The 14,599-nt window shown below is 69.5% G+C and carries 15 protein-coding genes and 2 pseudogenes; 1 reads left to right on the top strand and 16 read right to left on the bottom strand.

Annotated elements, in window-relative coordinates:
• Positions 1-53 precede the first annotated feature (53 nt).
• The 11 genes and pseudogenes from G6N61_RS02885 to G6N61_RS02835 all read right to left on the bottom strand — a co-directional run bounded on the left by G6N61_RS02885 (position 54) and on the right by G6N61_RS02835 (position 9,086).
• Positions 54-629 carry a hypothetical protein gene (locus G6N61_RS02885; RefSeq protein WP_163917155.1) on the bottom strand — a complete coding sequence of 192 codons (576 nt, stop codon included), beginning with the start codon at positions 627-629 and terminating at the stop codon, positions 54-56.
• 36 nt (positions 630-665) lie between these two features.
• Positions 666-1,787, bottom strand: a complete 1,122-nt coding sequence (locus G6N61_RS02880; protein WP_163917153.1) for an LLM class flavin-dependent oxidoreductase — start codon at positions 1,785-1,787, stop codon at positions 666-668.
• A 10-nt stretch (positions 1,788-1,797) separates the two neighbouring features.
• Complete coding sequence (locus G6N61_RS02875) at positions 1,798-2,811, bottom strand: ABC transporter substrate-binding protein (protein WP_163917151.1); 1,014 nt, start codon at positions 2,809-2,811, stop codon at positions 1,798-1,800.
• Positions 2,812-2,882: 71 nt separating this feature from the next.
• Positions 2,883-3,620 (bottom strand): ABC transporter ATP-binding protein, encoded by a 738-nt coding sequence (locus G6N61_RS02870; protein ID WP_407666360.1) that lies wholly within the window; start codon positions 3,618-3,620, stop codon positions 2,883-2,885.
• Positions 3,617-4,405, bottom strand: coding sequence for an ABC transporter permease (locus G6N61_RS02865; protein ID WP_163924554.1), 789 nt, complete (start codon positions 4,403-4,405; stop codon positions 3,617-3,619). Before G6N61_RS02865 ends, G6N61_RS02870 begins: the two co-directional genes overlap by 4 nt.
• 96 nt (positions 4,406-4,501) lie before the next feature.
• On the bottom strand, positions 4,502-5,197 hold the full coding sequence (locus tag G6N61_RS02860) for a hypothetical protein (RefSeq protein ID WP_163917149.1): 696 nt from the start codon (positions 5,195-5,197) through the stop codon (positions 4,502-4,504).
• A complete protein-coding gene (locus G6N61_RS02855; RefSeq protein ID WP_163917147.1) occupies positions 5,194-5,709 on the bottom strand; it encodes a sigma-70 family RNA polymerase sigma factor in 516 nt (171 codons plus the stop codon). Before G6N61_RS02855 ends, G6N61_RS02860 begins: the two co-directional genes overlap by 4 nt.
• A gap of 368 nt (positions 5,710-6,077) precedes the next feature.
• Positions 6,078-6,398: pseudogene (locus tag G6N61_RS02850) on the bottom strand (winged helix-turn-helix domain-containing protein); the annotation flags it as partial.
• 224 nt (positions 6,399-6,622) lie between these two features.
• The gene (locus G6N61_RS02845) at positions 6,623-7,333 is read right to left on the bottom strand and encodes a hypothetical protein (protein WP_163917145.1); all 711 of its coding nucleotides are present in this window, start codon (positions 7,331-7,333) and stop codon (positions 6,623-6,625) included.
• A gap of 99 nt (positions 7,334-7,432) precedes the next feature.
• A pseudogene (locus G6N61_RS02840) lies at positions 7,433-8,610 on the bottom strand (alpha/beta fold hydrolase).
• A 131-nt stretch (positions 8,611-8,741) separates the two neighbouring features.
• A complete protein-coding gene (locus G6N61_RS02835; protein ID WP_163924553.1) occupies positions 8,742-9,086 on the bottom strand; it encodes a hypothetical protein in 345 nt (114 codons plus the stop codon).
• Positions 9,087-9,241: 155 nt separating this feature from the next.
• On the opposite strand from G6N61_RS02835, the gene G6N61_RS02830 reads away from it, so the two are divergent.
• Positions 9,242-9,592, top strand: coding sequence for an RNA polymerase-binding protein RbpA (locus tag G6N61_RS02830; protein ID WP_163917143.1), 351 nt, complete (start codon positions 9,242-9,244; stop codon positions 9,590-9,592).
• Between the two features lie 21 nt (positions 9,593-9,613).
• On the opposite strand, the gene G6N61_RS02825 is transcribed toward G6N61_RS02830, so the two are convergent.
• Genes G6N61_RS02825 through G6N61_RS02805 form a run of 5 tightly spaced genes read right to left on the bottom strand, consistent with a single transcriptional unit; the run spans position 9,614 to position 14,598 of the window.
• Positions 9,614-10,384 carry a polyprenol monophosphomannose synthase gene (locus G6N61_RS02825; protein WP_163917141.1) on the bottom strand — a complete coding sequence of 257 codons (771 nt, stop codon included), beginning with the start codon at positions 10,382-10,384 and terminating at the stop codon, positions 9,614-9,616.
• A complete protein-coding gene (gene lnt / locus G6N61_RS02820) occupies positions 10,381-12,039 on the bottom strand; it encodes an apolipoprotein N-acyltransferase (RefSeq protein WP_163917139.1) in 1,659 nt (552 codons plus the stop codon). Before lnt ends, G6N61_RS02825 begins: the two co-directional genes overlap by 4 nt.
• Entirely contained in the window at positions 12,032-13,600 is a 1,569-nt protein-coding gene (locus tag G6N61_RS02815) for an amidohydrolase (protein WP_179973555.1), read from the bottom strand. Before G6N61_RS02815 ends, lnt begins: the two co-directional genes overlap by 8 nt.
• Before the next feature lie 43 nt (positions 13,601-13,643).
• Entirely contained in the window at positions 13,644-14,141 is a 498-nt protein-coding gene (locus G6N61_RS02810; protein WP_163917135.1) for an FxsA family protein, read from the bottom strand.
• Between the two features lie 25 nt (positions 14,142-14,166).
• Positions 14,167-14,598 carry a PPOX class F420-dependent oxidoreductase gene (locus G6N61_RS02805; RefSeq protein WP_163917133.1) on the bottom strand — a complete coding sequence of 144 codons (432 nt, stop codon included), beginning with the start codon at positions 14,596-14,598 and terminating at the stop codon, positions 14,167-14,169.
• Between the last annotated feature and the right edge of the window lies 1 nt (position 14,599).

Raw genomic sequence — 14,599 nt, 5'->3', positions numbered from 1 at the left:
TTCGTATGGCCGTCCCGCCCGGCCACCGTCGTGCCGGGACGCTCAGCCGCTGATCATGATGCGGGTTTGGCGCGTTCGCGCACCTTGGCGGGGTAGGTCTGCGTCATGCCGACGGCGCCGACGAGGACGACGATCGGGATCACCCAGTTCGTCCAGTCCTTCGTTTGCGGCACCTGGGTCGCGAAGAAGCCCAGCATCGCGATCAGCGCGAACACCAGCGCCCACATCAGCGTGAGGACCCGGTTGGTCTGGCGGAAGGCCGGCTCTTCCCAGTCCTCGAGCGGCCGCGCCACCCGGGCGTACTGCTCGGTGAACGGCGTGAACGCCAGCGAGCCGAGCGCCATCAGCGCCAGTACGCCGCTCGACAGCGTCGTGGCGTAGGTGTCCATCCAGTCACGGTCGGCTGCACCGACGATCACCCCCGCCGCGGTGACGACGACGAAGAAGCCGATCGTGACGATCTCCAGCAGGCGCGGCGCGCCGAACCCCATCGAGATGCCGAGGATCACGGCCGACAGCACGGCGCACAACGCTCCGAAGAGCCACGTGCTGGGCCCCTCGGCGACCACCCAGTAGACGACCCAGGGCGCGAAGCCGATGAACGGGCTGCGTTCGAACCATTCGTCCACAACAGGAGACTAGGCGCAGCTGCTCCAAGCCTCTGCCTAGGCGGCCCCCTCGTGCCGCAGCAGCGGCAGCACGCCCTCGGCGAACCAGTACGCCTCCTCGAGATGCGGGTAGCCCGAGAGGATGAACTCGTCGAACCCGACCGAGTGGTACTCGTGGATGAGGTTGGCGACCTCCTGGTGACTGCCGACCAGGGCGGTACCCGCGCCGCCGCGGACCAACCCGACGCCCGCCCACAGGTTCGGGTAGATCTCGAGGTCGTCGACGCGCCCACCGTGCAGGGCGGTCATGCGTCGTTGCCCCTCGGATTCGGACTTCGCGTGTAGCGCAGTGGCCTTCGCGATCTGCTCGGGACTCAACTCGGCGACGAGGCCGTTCGCCACCGCCCACGCCGCTTCGGAGGTGTCCCGGCTGATGGTGTGCAGACGGATGCCGAACCTGACGGTGCGTCCTCGTGCGGCGGCGAGTTCCCGCACCCGTGCGATCTTGGCGGCCGCGGCCTCGGGCGGCTCGCCCCAGGTGAGATAGACGTCGACGTACTGCGCGGCGATCGGTAGCGCCGCGGGCGACGAGCCTCCGAAATAGATCTGCGGCAGCGGGTCCGGCGGTGCGGACACCCTCGCGTCCTTCACCGTGTAGTGCGTGCCCTCGAAGTCCAGCGAGTCCTGGCGCCAGACCGAGTTCACGATGTGCAGGAACTCGCCCGTGCGGGCGTAGCGCTCGTCGTGACCGAGCCAATCGCCGAAGCGGCGTTGCTCCACATCGTCCCCGCCGCTGACGATGTTGAGCAGCACCCTGCCCTCGGAGAAGCGCTGCAGGGTCGCGGCCTGTTGGGCGGCCAGGGTGGGCGGCACCAGACCAGGACGAAATGCGACGAGGAACTTCAGCCGTTCGGTCTCGGCAAGCAGCGCCGAGGCCGTCAGCCACGCGTCCTCGCACCAGGTCCCGGTGGGCGTGAGCACGCCCTCGAAGCCGAGCCGGTCTGCGGCGCGGGCGATCTCGGCGAGGTACCGGCGGGTGGGTGCGCGATACCCGTCCGGCACGACCTGTTGTGACGACGCGTGCGAGGAGCCGACGATCGAGCGGCTGTCACCGCTGGTGGGGAGGAACCAGAAGAACCTAGCCGACGAAGTCGGCGATTGGGCCGGAGCCGCAGACACCGCCACCCTCCTATCCGCGGTCGAAATATAGGGGCGCGAGCGCGGCGTCGTACCGCCGGTCGACCCAGCGGGCGAAGTCGGGCGCCGAGGCGATCTGCCCGGACTTCGCGAACAGGTCGGCGAGTTCCTGTTCGCTACCGATCAGGCCGTCCGACAGCGCGGTGGGCAGCCGGAGGCTGCGGCCTTGCGCGAGAGCGGCGACCTCGGGATCGAGCCCCACCGACTCGCCGTAGCTCTTGGCCCACTCGTCGGGGTTGTCGTGCGCCCATCGAATTGCCTTCGCGTAGCGCACCAGCAGGTCGCTCAGCGCGGTGTTGCGCTTGGGGTCGGCCAGTGCTGCGGCCGACGCCACGCCGAACCCCGCGCCGTTGGTGACGCCGGTTGCGTGGGCGATGCTCCGCACGTCGAGGTCGGTCTCGGCTTGCGCGGTGTAGGGGTCCCACACCGCCCACACGTCGACGCGGCGCTGGGTGAACGCGGTCAGGGCGTCGGCGGGCTGCAGGAACACCAGCTTGACGTCGGACGGGCCGAGGCCGGCCCGGTCGAGTTGCACCAGCGTGTGCCCGTGCGCGGAACTGCCCTTCGCGACGGCGATGCTCTTGCCGCGCAGCTCCCCCACCGACTGGATCGGTGAGTCGGCGTGCACCAGGATCTGGTCGCCGAATCCGCCTCCGTCGTAGGCCGACACCACCTTGACCTTGGCGTTGGACGCCGCGCCGAAGATCGGCGGGGTGTTGCCCGTGATGGCGAAGTCGATCTTGCCCGCGGTGGCGGCCTCGATCTGTGGCGGACCGGAGGTGAACGTCGAGAACGCGACCTGGTACGGGAGACCGTCGAGGGCGTTGGCGGCACTCAGGAGCGCCTCCGTGCCGCCCTTCTGATCCCTGATCTGCAGGGTGACGTCGGTCAATTCGCTCAGTGCGACGTCGGCCGGCGCCTCCTGTGCCGCCGAGTTCTCCTCGCGGGACACGCATCCCGCGACGAGGCCCACCACGGCCAGCGCGGCCGCGAGGCGCAGCGCCACCCAACGTGTGCGTGCGTACTGATATGGCACGGGATTCCCTTCGTCTTCGAGTCGTGAATGACGGGTGACGGTCAGATGCGGACGCCGAGCACGTCGAGCAGTTCTGCCCGGTGGCGCTGGGTGTCGGCGGACGGGTCGGAGGCGGGGCGGCGCGCATCGGCGATCGCCAGCTCGTGCGCGACGCGGCCGTCCTCGAGGACGAGTACGCGGTCGGCGAGCGCGACGGCCTCGTCGACGTCGTGGGTGACCAGCAGAACGCCGAACCCGTGCTCGCGCCACAGGTCGAGCAGCAGTGCTCGCATGCTCAACCGGGTCAGTGCGTCCAGGGCGCCGAACGGCTCGTCGAGCAGCAGCAGCCGGGGCTCGGCGACGAGCGCCCTGGCGAGCGAAACCCGTTGCGCCTGACCACCCGAGAGCGTGAGCGGCCACGCTCCGGCCCGGTCGGCGAGGCCGACGTCGTGGAGTGCCCGGTCCGCCCGCGCGGCGGATTCGGCCGTCGTGAGCCTGCTGCGGGTGAGCCCGTAGGCGACGTTCGTGCGCACGTCGCGCCATGGGAACAGTCGGGGCTCCTGGAACGCCAGCGCCGGCGCGCCGAGCACCGTCCGGTCGCCGGTGTGATCACCGACGAGGCCGGAGAGCACGCGCAGCACGGTCGACTTGCCCGACCCGCTGCGGCCGATCAAGGCCACGATCTCGCCCTCACCGACCCGGACGGAGACGTCCCGCAGCACGTGGTGGTCGCCGTACCACATGTCGACGTGGCGGAGTTCGCCCGCGGTCTCGGTGCGACGTTCGGATGTCAATGTCACGAGCGGTACCTCGAGGCTCGGCGCTCGAGAGCGCGGACGATGGCATCGGTGCCGATGCCGAGGAGGGCGTAGACCACCAGGCCGAAGATGATGACGTCGATGCGCAGGAAGTCGCGAGCGTTGTTGATCAGGAACCCGATTCCCTTGTCGGCGTTGATCTGTTCGGCGACGATCAACGTCAGCCAGGCGATGGCGAGCGACTGCCGGAAGCCGACGAGCACCTGCGGCGCGGCGCTCGGCACGATGATGTTCCGGAACCGCTGCCAGAACGAGAATCCCAGTATCCGGGCGGTCTCGAACAGCTTTGGATCGACCTGCCGGATCGCCGAGAACGTGTTCAGGTAGAGCGGGAAGCTGACGCCGAGGGCGACCAGGAGCACCTTGGGGAGTTCCCCGATCCCGAACCACAGGATGAACAGCGGGATCAAGCCGAGGTGCGGCAGGGCGCGGACCATCTGCATCGGTGGGTCGACGGTGGCCTCCACCCACCGCGACAAGCCGACGGCCGTGCCGAGTGCCACGCCGACGACGCCCCCGAGCAACAGCCCTTCGAGCACCCGCAGGCCGGATACGCCCAAGGCGTCGGCGAGCTGACCGTTCTCGATCACCTCGACGCCTGCCTCGGCGATGAGCGACGGTGCGGGCAGGACGTCCTGCGGCAGGATCCCCAGCGCGCTGGCCAACTGCCACAGCGCGAGCAGGACGATCGGCGACGCGAGTCGGACGAGCGCCCACTTGCGTTGGCGCCGCGGCCGGCCCGGGGCGCGCGTGGCGACCGTGGTCACGGTGGATGCATCGACGGAGGTGGTCACGATGAGGCGACGCTACGCAGCCGTACTGTGTCCGAACAGCATTCGACTCGACCTGAGCCGAAGGGACCTCTAGGTCAGGGTGGTGACGGCCAGCGGAGTGGCGGTGCCGGCCTCGCGAATGACGACGCTGCGGATGTCCGACGTCGGAATCACGGTCGCTGCCGCCAAGTTCGTCGCCTCGTCACCGGAGGGTCGCCAGGACGCGACCGTCGACTCCGAACCATCCTTCGTCATGACGACGAGGTCATAGCTCTTGACGTTCGCCGCCCACGCCTTGGTGTATTCGCACTGCCAATCGAGCCGGGTTCCCCACGGTTCCTCCGACAGCGCGAGTGACGCGCTGACGCCCTCTCGTTCGCCGGCTGCCATCGCCTGCAGCGAGACGCCAGTCGACAACGGTTCATGGGGAATGACGGCGTATCCGACGATGCCGCCGACGAGGAGGAAGGCCGCGGCCGATGCGAGTGCCCCGGCCAGCCGGGCACGGCGTGACCGAAGGCGCCGCCTCTCCGCTGCCGCGCCGAGCGACGTGGGCTGGGCGGCAACCTCTCCCCGTACTTCGGATGTCGACGCCTCGTCGATCAGAGCGAGCGCCTCTTCTGGGGTCAGAACGTCCAGGATGCCGGGAATGTCGTCGGCGTCCTGGAGTTCCGCGCGTCGAGGAGAATCGGCGAGATACCGCTCGTACTCGGCGGCTTCCTCTGCTGTGAGTGCGCCGAGTAGGTACGCGGCGTCCCACTCGGCCATGCCCCGGTCGGAGGTCATTGCACTACCCCCCTTTCCTCCAACGCCGCGCGGAGCGCGCGTAGTGCGTAGTGCAGCCGAGACTTCACGGTTCCCGGTGGAATGCCCTCGAGGCGACCGATTTCCACGGCGGTCTGTCCGAGGTAGTGCACCCTCACCAAGACGGCCCGATGTTCCGGGCTCAGCGATCGCAACGCCTCGGACACCACCCACTTGTCCACCGCGGGACCGAACATGTCCGGAGAGGTTTGCTCCGGCATGGTCTCGGTCTGCATCTCGCGCTTGAAGCGAGAACTGCGCCGGTCGTCGATGACCAGGTTCCTGGCCACCGTGTGCAGCCATGCCCGGGTGGATTCCTCGGAGTAGGTGGTGAGGACGTTCTCGTTCTGCCAAAGCCGAAGCAGCGATTCCTGAACGACGTCCTCGGCGAATCCGCGGTCGCCACGCGTGAGACGCAACACGTACCGGTTCAGCGCCGGCCCGTGTGCGTCGTGGATGCCCCGCATGAGTTCGGCCCCCGCCGAATCGTTCATGCGCCGTGGCCCCGGGCCAGAGTCCGTCATCGTGCGCTGTACCTCTATCGCTCCGTGGTCTCGCAGCTGACGACTGTGACAGCGCAGATGGTAGGCGGATGAGTTCCGAGATCGTCGCCTGTGACCGCTCTCGAAGCATAGCCGACCTGGCGTAATGGCCGTGGGGGCGAACGGTCTCATCTCGGCGGACCGTTGAATTCCCTGCGCCGCGTCGAGGGTGCCACGCGGTAGCGTGCCCGCCCATGCCCGTGCGGTCGGCGCAAACGGTGGGGCGACGTGCGGTGCAGTCGTGCGACGGCGTCACCGAGGTGCAGGACCACCTCCGGCCCCCGCGTGTCGGCATCGACCGTGCGCCCGGCGGGATCGACCTCGGGTTCGGCGAGGACCCCGACGAACTGGTAGCCCCGGCCCCGCACCGTCCGGATGTAGTGCTGCGACTCCCCGTCGTCGCCGAGCGCGCGCCGGACTGCCTTGATCCGACTGGTCAGGGCTGCTTCACCCACGAAGCGGCCACCCCACACCGTGTCGAACAACTCGTTCTTCGTCACGACCCGGTGCCGGTGCCGAACGAGGTGTGTCAGCACGTCGAACACCTGCGGCTCGACTCGCACCGAAACCCCGTCGCGCCGCAGCTCGTAACGAGGAAGGTCGAGAACGAACTCACCGAAGTGCCAAACTGCGGACTCGATCGCGGATGGGTTCGCGGGAAGCGGCAAGTGCACGGTCACGATGTATCCCTTCAGGCGTCATGCTCCCGTTGGGAGCCGTCGAAAGGAACGACGGGCCAACCCCCGAAATGGTTCAACCCGGATCGAAGAAAGTTTCTGGCGACCCTCGACCACGGAAAACGGCCCCGCCGGGCAGCCGGAAACCGGCGTGGCCTGGCGGGGCCGTGGGTGGTCGTGCGCGGAGGTCAGCCGAACCGGGTGGTTCCACTCACCCGCGTGGCGGTCACGTCGCGGCCGTTGATCCGCGACGTGAGGGATCCCTTGCTGAGCTTGACCGATTGGTCGGCCTGCTGGAGTTGGCGCTTGTTTCGCACCTGTGCCTGAAACTGCGCGGCGTTGAGTTGCTGGAGTTCGGCCTGTTCGAAGTCCCGGCCACTGATGCCCCCGTTGAACTGCACGCCTATCGCCGAGCCGTCCGCCCGGACGATCCACGACGAGCGCACACCGTCGAGGTCGGCGGTGTACACGCCCGCCGGCTCGGAGACGGGTGCGGCGGTGAAGTCGTAGCTGACGCCGTTCATGTTCAGATCACCGGTCAGATCGGTGCCGTTGAACGAGGCGGTCAACGTGTCGCGGAACTTCGACGTGATGTCGATGTCGCCACCGGCTTGACTGCCGAAGAACCACGCTTCGTCGTCGACGCCATTGCACGCGTAGGCGGTGATCTGCTCGCCTTCCACGGAGATCCCGATGGTCATCTTCTTGCCATCGGCCTCGGTGTCGGCAATGAAGGTGGCCGTCGTCGGGAACGGCGCGGCGACCGCAGACGTGGTCGTCGTCGAAGACGATGTGGTGGACGACGACTCGTTCGAGGAACCGCTCGAACAGGCGGACAGGGAGCCCAGGGCGACCATGGCGCTGAACCCCACCAGCAGGGTGCGGAGTTGTTTCTTCATGCCCACAGCATGGCCGCCGCGTCGCGGCGATACATGAAGATTTGGTGGAGATTGGAGGGAGGTTGGCGCGGGCTCGAGACGCCGCCGCCGTCGCGCCGTTCAGCCGGCGAGGAATGCCTCCACCTCGTCGCAGAAGACCTTCCAGGCCGGCTCGGTCTCGGTGAGCAGATGGTTGTTGCTCGCCAAGGCGACGAGCCGCGCATCGGATATGAGCGCCGCCAATTCCTCGCCGTAGCGCAGGGGCACCCGGCGGTCGTCACGCGAGTGCATTATCAGCGTCGGGCACGTGACGGATCGCGCGAGGTCGCGGACGTCGATGCCGGCGAACTGCTCGAGGAATCGGACGGCGTTCTCCGGCGACGTGGTGCGGCGTTGCAGGTGGTCGAACGCCTCCCAGTCCTCACGCGTGCCGTCGGGCAGGAATTGCGCCGCGAACACCTGGCGAAACGCCGGGTCGTCACTTCCCCATCCCACCCGCGCAAGGTCGAGGTCCAGTGCCGCCGCCCGCTCTCCTGGTCGCTCATCGCCCGCACGGCGCGCCCACGTGCGTACGCGCCGCACAGGATGAGGTGGCTGACCCGCTCTGGGTTCCGCGCCGCGTACGCGACGGCGACGGCGCCACCCTGCGAGACCCCGAGTAGCGGAAAGCGTTCCAAGCCAACCGATTGCACGATCGTGTCGAGGTCGTTCACCCAGTCCTCGAACGTGAAGTCCGCTGCGTCCCAGTCCGACAGTCCGCAGCCGCGTTCGTCGTAGCGGATGAAGGTGCGACGCGCAGCCAGATCTCGAACCCAGTGCCGCCACACGGGGCTCTCGATGTCGTACCCGAGATGGGTCATCCAGTTCGCGGCCCGCACCAGAGGCGGCCCCTCCCCCGTCACCCCGTAGGCCAACCGCACACCGTCTCTGGCATAGCAGAACGCGATGTGCTGGCGGGGCGCAGGCGCGGCCACCCGCCCGGCGTCGGCGGGGCCGGCGTCGATGGTTCCGACGGACTGGTAGCCACGACCGCGCACCGTCCGGATGAGGCGCTGCGACTCACCGTCGTCACCCATGGCCCGACGAGCCGCCTTGATCCGGCTCGTCAGTGCGGCTTCGCCAACGAATCGCCCGCGCCAGACGGTGTCGAAGAGTTCCTGCTTGCTGACGCAACGGTCGTGATTCGTCACCAAGTGCGAGAGCACGTCGAAGACCTGCGGCTCGACGCGAATCGGGTCGTCACCCCGACGGAGTTCGAAACGCGCGGTGTCCAGTGTGAAGTCCTCGAATCGCCACACTCGTCCTGCGGCGACGGGCGGGGTCGGCTCCGAACCCGGACTCGCAGGCGGCGATGAGGTGGGCGACACGTCGATCCGATCTTGATGCGTTCGTTCGCATCCTAGCGGCGGGACGGGCCGCTCCGGCCTGCTTAGCGCCAGCCGTCAGCCGCCTTGGCGGCCTGCATCAGCGCGTCGCAGAGGTCGCGCAACTCGGCCTGGTCCGCGCCCTCCTCCACGGCGGTCGCCACGTCCTCGGCCGCGCAGCGCACCTGGAAGACCCGGTCGGACAGTTCCGACGCCTCCTCTGCGGTGAGGACGACGGCATCCGCGGGGACCGACGTGCCCTTGACCAGGGCTCGCTGCTCGTAGGCGCGCTGCCTGCACGACTGCCGGCAGTACTGCCTACGGCGCCCGATGCCGGCGTCGGCCACCTCGCGCCCGCACCACCGGCAGGGCTGTGGACGTGCGCGTCGGCGGTTGACGGTCGGGGTCACGGGCGAGATCCCGGTAGACGTGGAGGCCACGAATCAGACTCTAAACGGCAGTCGGTGGGTATCCCGGTATCATGGACCGTTGGGTCGGGAACTTCGCAACCTCGAGTTGCGTTGATGTTCCCGGACGTAAACGCATGTGAAGAGGAGTGATGACGATGGCTGATCGTGTCTTGAGGGGTAGCCGACTCGGAGCCGTGAGCTACGAGACGGACCGCAACCACGACCTGGCACCGCGTCAGGTCGCTCGATACCGCACCGACAACGGCGAGGAATTCGAAGTTCCCTTCGCCGACGACGCGGAGATCCCCGGAACCTGGCCGTGCCGCAACGGCATGGAGGGCACCCTCATCGATGGTGAGGCTCCCGAGCAGAAGAAGGTCAAGCCGCCGCGCACGCACTGGGACATGCTGCTCGAGCGCCGCTCGATCGAGGAACTCGACGAACTGCTCAAGGAGCGGCTCGACCTGATCAAGACCCGTCGCCGCGGCAGCAGTAGCAGCAGCTGATCCGAGGTCGGGCCGACAGGCCTACCTGACGACGCCGCGGGCGCGGTCCAAGCGCCCGCGGATGCCCCACTGGGCGATCCTGACGATCGCCTCGCGGATGTTGGAACCGCTCATCTTCGACTTGCCCAGCTCGCGTTCGATGAACGTGATGGGGACCTCGGCGACGACGAATCCCGCGCTGATCGTGCGCCAGGTCAGATCCACCTGGAAGCAGTAGCCCTTGGAGTCGACGGCCGCGAGGTCGATCTTCTCGAGCACGGCGCGCCGGTAGGCACGGAAGCCGGCGGTGATGTCGTTGACGTCGACCCCCAGCGATATGCGCGAGTAGCCGTTCGCAGTGCGCGACAACACCTTTCGATGTCGCGGCCAGTTGCGGACCTCGCCGCCCTCGACGTAGCGCGAACCGATTGCCAGGTCGGCTCCGGCGTCGACCGCGTCGAGGAGTCGGTACAGCTCCTCCGGCGCGTGCGAGCCGTCGGCGTCCATCTCGACCAGCACGGTGTAACCACGGCCCAGTCCCCAGGCGAAGCCCGCGAGGTAGGCGGCGCCGAGCCCGTCCTTGCTGGTGCGGTGCAGGACGTGCACCCGGTCGGGGTCGGCCAGGGCCAGTTCGTTGGCGAGTTCACCGGTGCCATCGGGGCTGCCGTCGTCGACGACGAGCAGGTGGACGTCGGGTCGCGCGGCGTGCAGGCGGCCCGCGATGAGCGGCAGATTGTCGCGCTCGTTGTAGGTCGGGACGATGACCAGGGTGCGCTGGCTCGGTCGATCCCCGTCGACCTCGTGCTGGTTCATGCGCCCACTCCTTCGTCGTTCCCTGCGCGTGCAGTCACCGGCTTGCGGCGACGCGCGAAACTCCCATTGTGCAGTATCGAGGCGACCACAGACGAAACGCCGAGGGCCACCAGAAGCGCCTGGACGACGGGTCCCCACCGCGTCGCGGGCGTGAGATCGGACCTCAAACGCAGCTGCATGTCCAGGTAGGCGGGCTCGAAGAACGCCGTTCTTGCCAGCTCCGCGCCGTCCGGCGCCACCATGGCGCTGATGCCCGTGGTGCCCGCCACGACGACGTACCGGTCGTGCTCCACGGCGCGCAGTCGGGCGAAGGCGAGCTGCTGAGAACTCATGGCCTCGTCGAACGTCGCGTTGTTGGCGGGCACGGTCAGCAGCTGGGCGCCCTCGAGGACCGATTCCCTGGCGGCGCGGTCGAAGATCACCTCCCAGCACGTGGTGACGCCGATCGGGATCCCGGCGGCATGCACCACGCCGCTTCCGGTCCCCGGTAGGAAGTAGCCCGCGCGGTCGGCGTACGACGAGAGCTTGGCGAAGAAGCTGCGCCACGGCAGGTACTCGCCGAACGGCTGCACGATCTTCTTGTCGTGGCGCTCCCCCGGACCGGCCGGATCCTGCTGGCCCGCCCCGTTCCACACGATCACCGAGTTCAGCGAGACGGGGTTGGCCGGGCTGTAGCCGGGCGCCTTGACCACAGCGCCCACCAGGATCGGCGCGCCGATGGCGTCGGCGGCGACGGCGATCTGCTCGGCCGCATCGCGATTGGTCAGCGGGTCGATGTCGGACGAGTTCTCCGGCCAGATCACGACGTCCGGCGCGGGAGCCCGTCCCGCCCGGACGTCGTCGGCGAGGCGCAGCGTCTCGCGGACGTGGTTGTCGAGGACCGCACGGCGCTGGGCGTTGAACTCCAGGCCGAGCCGCGGCACGTTGCCCTGGATCGCGGCGACGGTCACCGTGTCCTCGTCGCCGACGGTGAGCGCCGACTTGCGGACCGACGGCCCGGCGAGCGCGACGAGCAGCAGCACGGCCACGATGCACGCACCGGGCACGACCACCGCGTGCAGGACGTGGTGAACCGAGTGGTCACCGTGCTTCCACCAGCGCACGCCCTCCAGCACCAGCGCCAGCAGGCCGAACCCGGCGAGGACGGTGACGAAGGACACCAGCGGGGCGCCGCCGAGACGGGCGGCGGGCAGCAGCGGGCTGTCGGTCTGGCTGAACGCGACGACACCCCATGGGAATCCGCCGAACGGCACGACGGACTTGAGCCATTCGGCGACCATCCATACGCCCGCGAACCACAGCGGCCAGCCCGGCAGCTTGCGCACGACGACCGCGAGCAGGCCGAAGACGGCCGGGAACAGCGCTTCGAGCACCGAGAGCCCCACCCATGGGACCGACCCCACCAGTCCGCTGATCCACGGGAGCAGCGGGAGGTAGAAGGCCAGCCCGAACAGGAATCCGTACCCGAAGCCGCCCGCCGGCCGGGTCGATGGGTGCAGCAGCACCCAGCCGAGGGCGCCGACGGCGATGGGTGCGAGGAACCACCACCCGAACGGCGGGAAGGCCAGGCACATCGCCAGCCCGGCGGCGATCGAGACGCTCAGCCGCACCAGGCGCGGATTGGCCCAGCCCCACACCCGGCCGGGGTCAGCCATGGAGCACCGCACCCCGGTGCACGGTCGTACGGCAGGTCGGCAGCGCGCGCGACGGGTCGAGGCTCGGCAGGGCGGGCACGCGCGAGTTCGGCTCGGTCGACCAGCGCGCCACCGTGTCGCTGGGCGCCGCCACCTCGAGATCGTCGGCGCCGCCGGGCAGGTCCCACACCGCGTAGGAGGCCGGTGCGCCGGGCACCAGCGTGCCGGTGACTCCGTCGCGGATCCCGGCCGCGCGCCAGGCGCCGCGGGTTGCCGCGGAGAACGCCGCACGGGCCGACACCGCACTGCCCGGTGTGCGGTGATGCACTGCCGCGCGCACGGTGGCCCATGGATCGACGCCGGTCACGGGCGAATCCGAACCGAAGGCGAGGGGCACGCCTGAGGATGCTAACAGGGCGTACGGGTTGAGCCCGAGCGCTCGTTCGGCGCCGAGGCGCTGGGCGTACATGCCGTCCGTACCGCCCCACAGCGCGTCGAAATTGGGCTGCACGCTGGCGATGACACCCCATGCACCGAGCCGGGCCGCTTGCTCCGCCGACACCATCTCGAGGTGCTCGAGGCGGTGACCGCACCGCGCGACCGCCGGAGCCCCGAAGCGGGTGACGAGGCGGTCGAGGGCCGCCACGACCGTCGCAACCGCGGCGTCGCCGATGACGTGGAATCCGGCGGGCACACCGACGTCGGTGCACGCGGCCAGGTGGGCTTCGACCGCGTCGACGTCGAGATAGGCGTTCCCGCACGTGTCCGCGTCGGCGTACGGCTCGTGCAGCCAGGCCGTGTGCGAACCGAGCGCGCCGTCGACGAACAGATCGCCTGCCAGGCCGGCCGCCCCCGTCGCGGCGACCAGTTCACGGGCGCGCTCAGCCGAGTCGACCGCCTCGCCCCAGTAGCCGACGACGTCGACGCCGTGGTCCAGCGCGCGCACCGCGAGCCAGTCGTCGAGCCCGCCGATCTCCGGACCCGCGCACTCGTGCACGGCGACGATCCCCGACCGCGCCGCCAGGTCCAGCGCCGCAAGGCGTGCCGCGTCCAGCTGCGCAGGCGTCAGCAGTCGCCGGGCCTCGGCCCGGATCAGGTGATGGGCGGCCGCGGTCAGTGGCCGCTCACCGTGCCAACCCGTCGCGCTCTGGGCCTCGGGCGCCAGGCGCCGCAGGGCGGTCGACGCGGCCGCCGAGTGGACGTCGACGCGCGCGAGGTACGCGGGCCGGTCACCGACCACGCCGTCGAGGTCGGCCGTGGTCGGCGGCACGGGTCGCGGCCACGCGGTCTCGTCCCACCCGTGCCCCCAGATCGGTCCATCGGGATTGCGGCGCGCGTACTCGCCGACCAGCCGGACGAGATCCTCCAGCGAGGTGGCACCGCGCAGGTCTAGGCCACCGACGTTGAGTCCGGTCGACGTCAGGTGCACGTGGCTGTCGACGAACGCCGGGGCGACGAAGCCGCCCTCGAGGTCGACGACCTCGGCGTCGGGGAACTGGACGCGGCCGACCTCGTCGGAACCCAGCCACCGCACCGCGGCGTCCGCGCCGTCGGTCACCGCCATCGCCGTGGCGTCCGGCATCGCCGGGCTGTGTATCCGCCCGTTGACCAGTAGCGTCGTCAAGTCAGTCGACGGGCGGTCGGCCGGTCGTACCGGGGAGTCCCGGCTGCTGGACGTCGGTGACGTCGACGACGTCGACGACCTCGCCGTCGACGTAGTCCCGGCGCGTGGTGCGGAACCCGCCCGGGCCTGCCGACGTGACGATCAGGGGCATGCGGCCCAGCTGGCGTGCCGCCAGTGCCGCCACTGCGGGACGTGCCAGCGCCCGGGTGGGCGGAAGTAGCAGGATCAGCCCGAGTACCGAAGTCAGCAGCCCGGGCACCATGGTCAGCACGCTGCCCAGCGCGACCAGTGCGCCGTCGGTGACCGCGCCCTGGGGCGTGGCCAGCCCGGACTGCAGCTTGCGGATCTGACGCTTGGCCTGCGAACCGGCCAGTGCCAGCCCCATCGCGAAGGTGCCCACCAGGATCAGCAGGGTCCAGCCGAAGCCGATCGTCGACGCGAGGCCGACGACCACCGCCAGTTCGGCGAGGACGTACACCAGGAAGAGCCGCATAGCCATGTCGTGAGAACGTTCCGCGTGCCGGTCAGGTTCCGGAGGGCGCCGGGCTCGCCGGGCCCGCCGGGTCTGCCGGGTCTGCCGCCCGCACCTCGATGGCCGCGTGCACCTTGTCGACTCCCCCGCGCAGGCGCGCCTGCGGGATCCACCACCACGCGTGCCACCAGTAGCGCCTGGTCACCATGTCGAACACCCGCCGGGTCTCCGACTCCGGCAGGTTGCGGGCCACGGCCTCGACCGGCTCACCCTTCACCTTGCCGAGCACGCCGCACTTCTGGATGGTGACGCGCGGAGTGTTGTTGATGCGCTTGGTCTTCCACGACCCTGCGTCGGTGCTGATGACCAGCCTGTCGCCGTCGGGAACGCCCCACACCGGGGTCGGCTTGGGCCGCCCGTCCTTGGTGAACGTGGTCAGCAGCAGGTACTTCTCGCCGTAGACGTCCTTGAACTCCGGTGCCATG

Origin of the sequence: Mycolicibacterium arabiense, from assembly GCF_010731815.2 — a bacterium.
In the GTDB taxonomy this organism is placed as follows: domain Bacteria; phylum Actinomycetota; class Actinomycetes; order Mycobacteriales; family Mycobacteriaceae; genus Mycobacterium; species Mycobacterium arabiense.
Note: the sequence above shows the minus strand (reverse complement) of the source record. Positions and strands in the feature narration are given on the sequence as shown.

Coding starts and splice junctions, on each gene's coding strand:
- G6N61_RS02860 (WP_163917149.1), bottom strand. CDS start 5,197: ATGACCTCCGACCGGGGCATGGCCGAGTGGGACGCCGCGTACCTACTC.
- G6N61_RS02855 (WP_163917147.1), bottom strand. CDS start 5,709: ATGAACGATTCGGCGGGGGCCGAACTCATGCGGGGCATCCACGACGCA.
- G6N61_RS02845 (WP_163917145.1), bottom strand. CDS start 7,333: ATGAAGAAACAACTCCGCACCCTGCTGGTGGGGTTCAGCGCCATGGTC.
- G6N61_RS02830 (WP_163917143.1), top strand. CDS start 9,242: ATGGCTGATCGTGTCTTGAGGGGTAGCCGACTCGGAGCCGTGAGCTAC.
- G6N61_RS02825 (WP_163917141.1), bottom strand. CDS start 10,384: ATGAACCAGCACGAGGTCGACGGGGATCGACCGAGCCAGCGCACCCTG.
- lnt (WP_163917139.1), bottom strand. CDS start 12,039: ATGGCTGACCCCGGCCGGGTGTGGGGCTGGGCCAATCCGCGCCTGGTG.
- G6N61_RS02815 (WP_179973555.1), bottom strand. CDS start 13,600: ATGCCGGACGCCACGGCGATGGCGGTGACCGACGGCGCGGACGCCGCG.
- G6N61_RS02810 (WP_163917135.1), bottom strand. CDS start 14,141: ATGGCTATGCGGCTCTTCCTGGTGTACGTCCTCGCCGAACTGGCGGTG.
- G6N61_RS02805 (WP_163917133.1), bottom strand. CDS start 14,598: ATGGCACCGGAGTTCAAGGACGTCTACGGCGAGAAGTACCTGCTGCTG.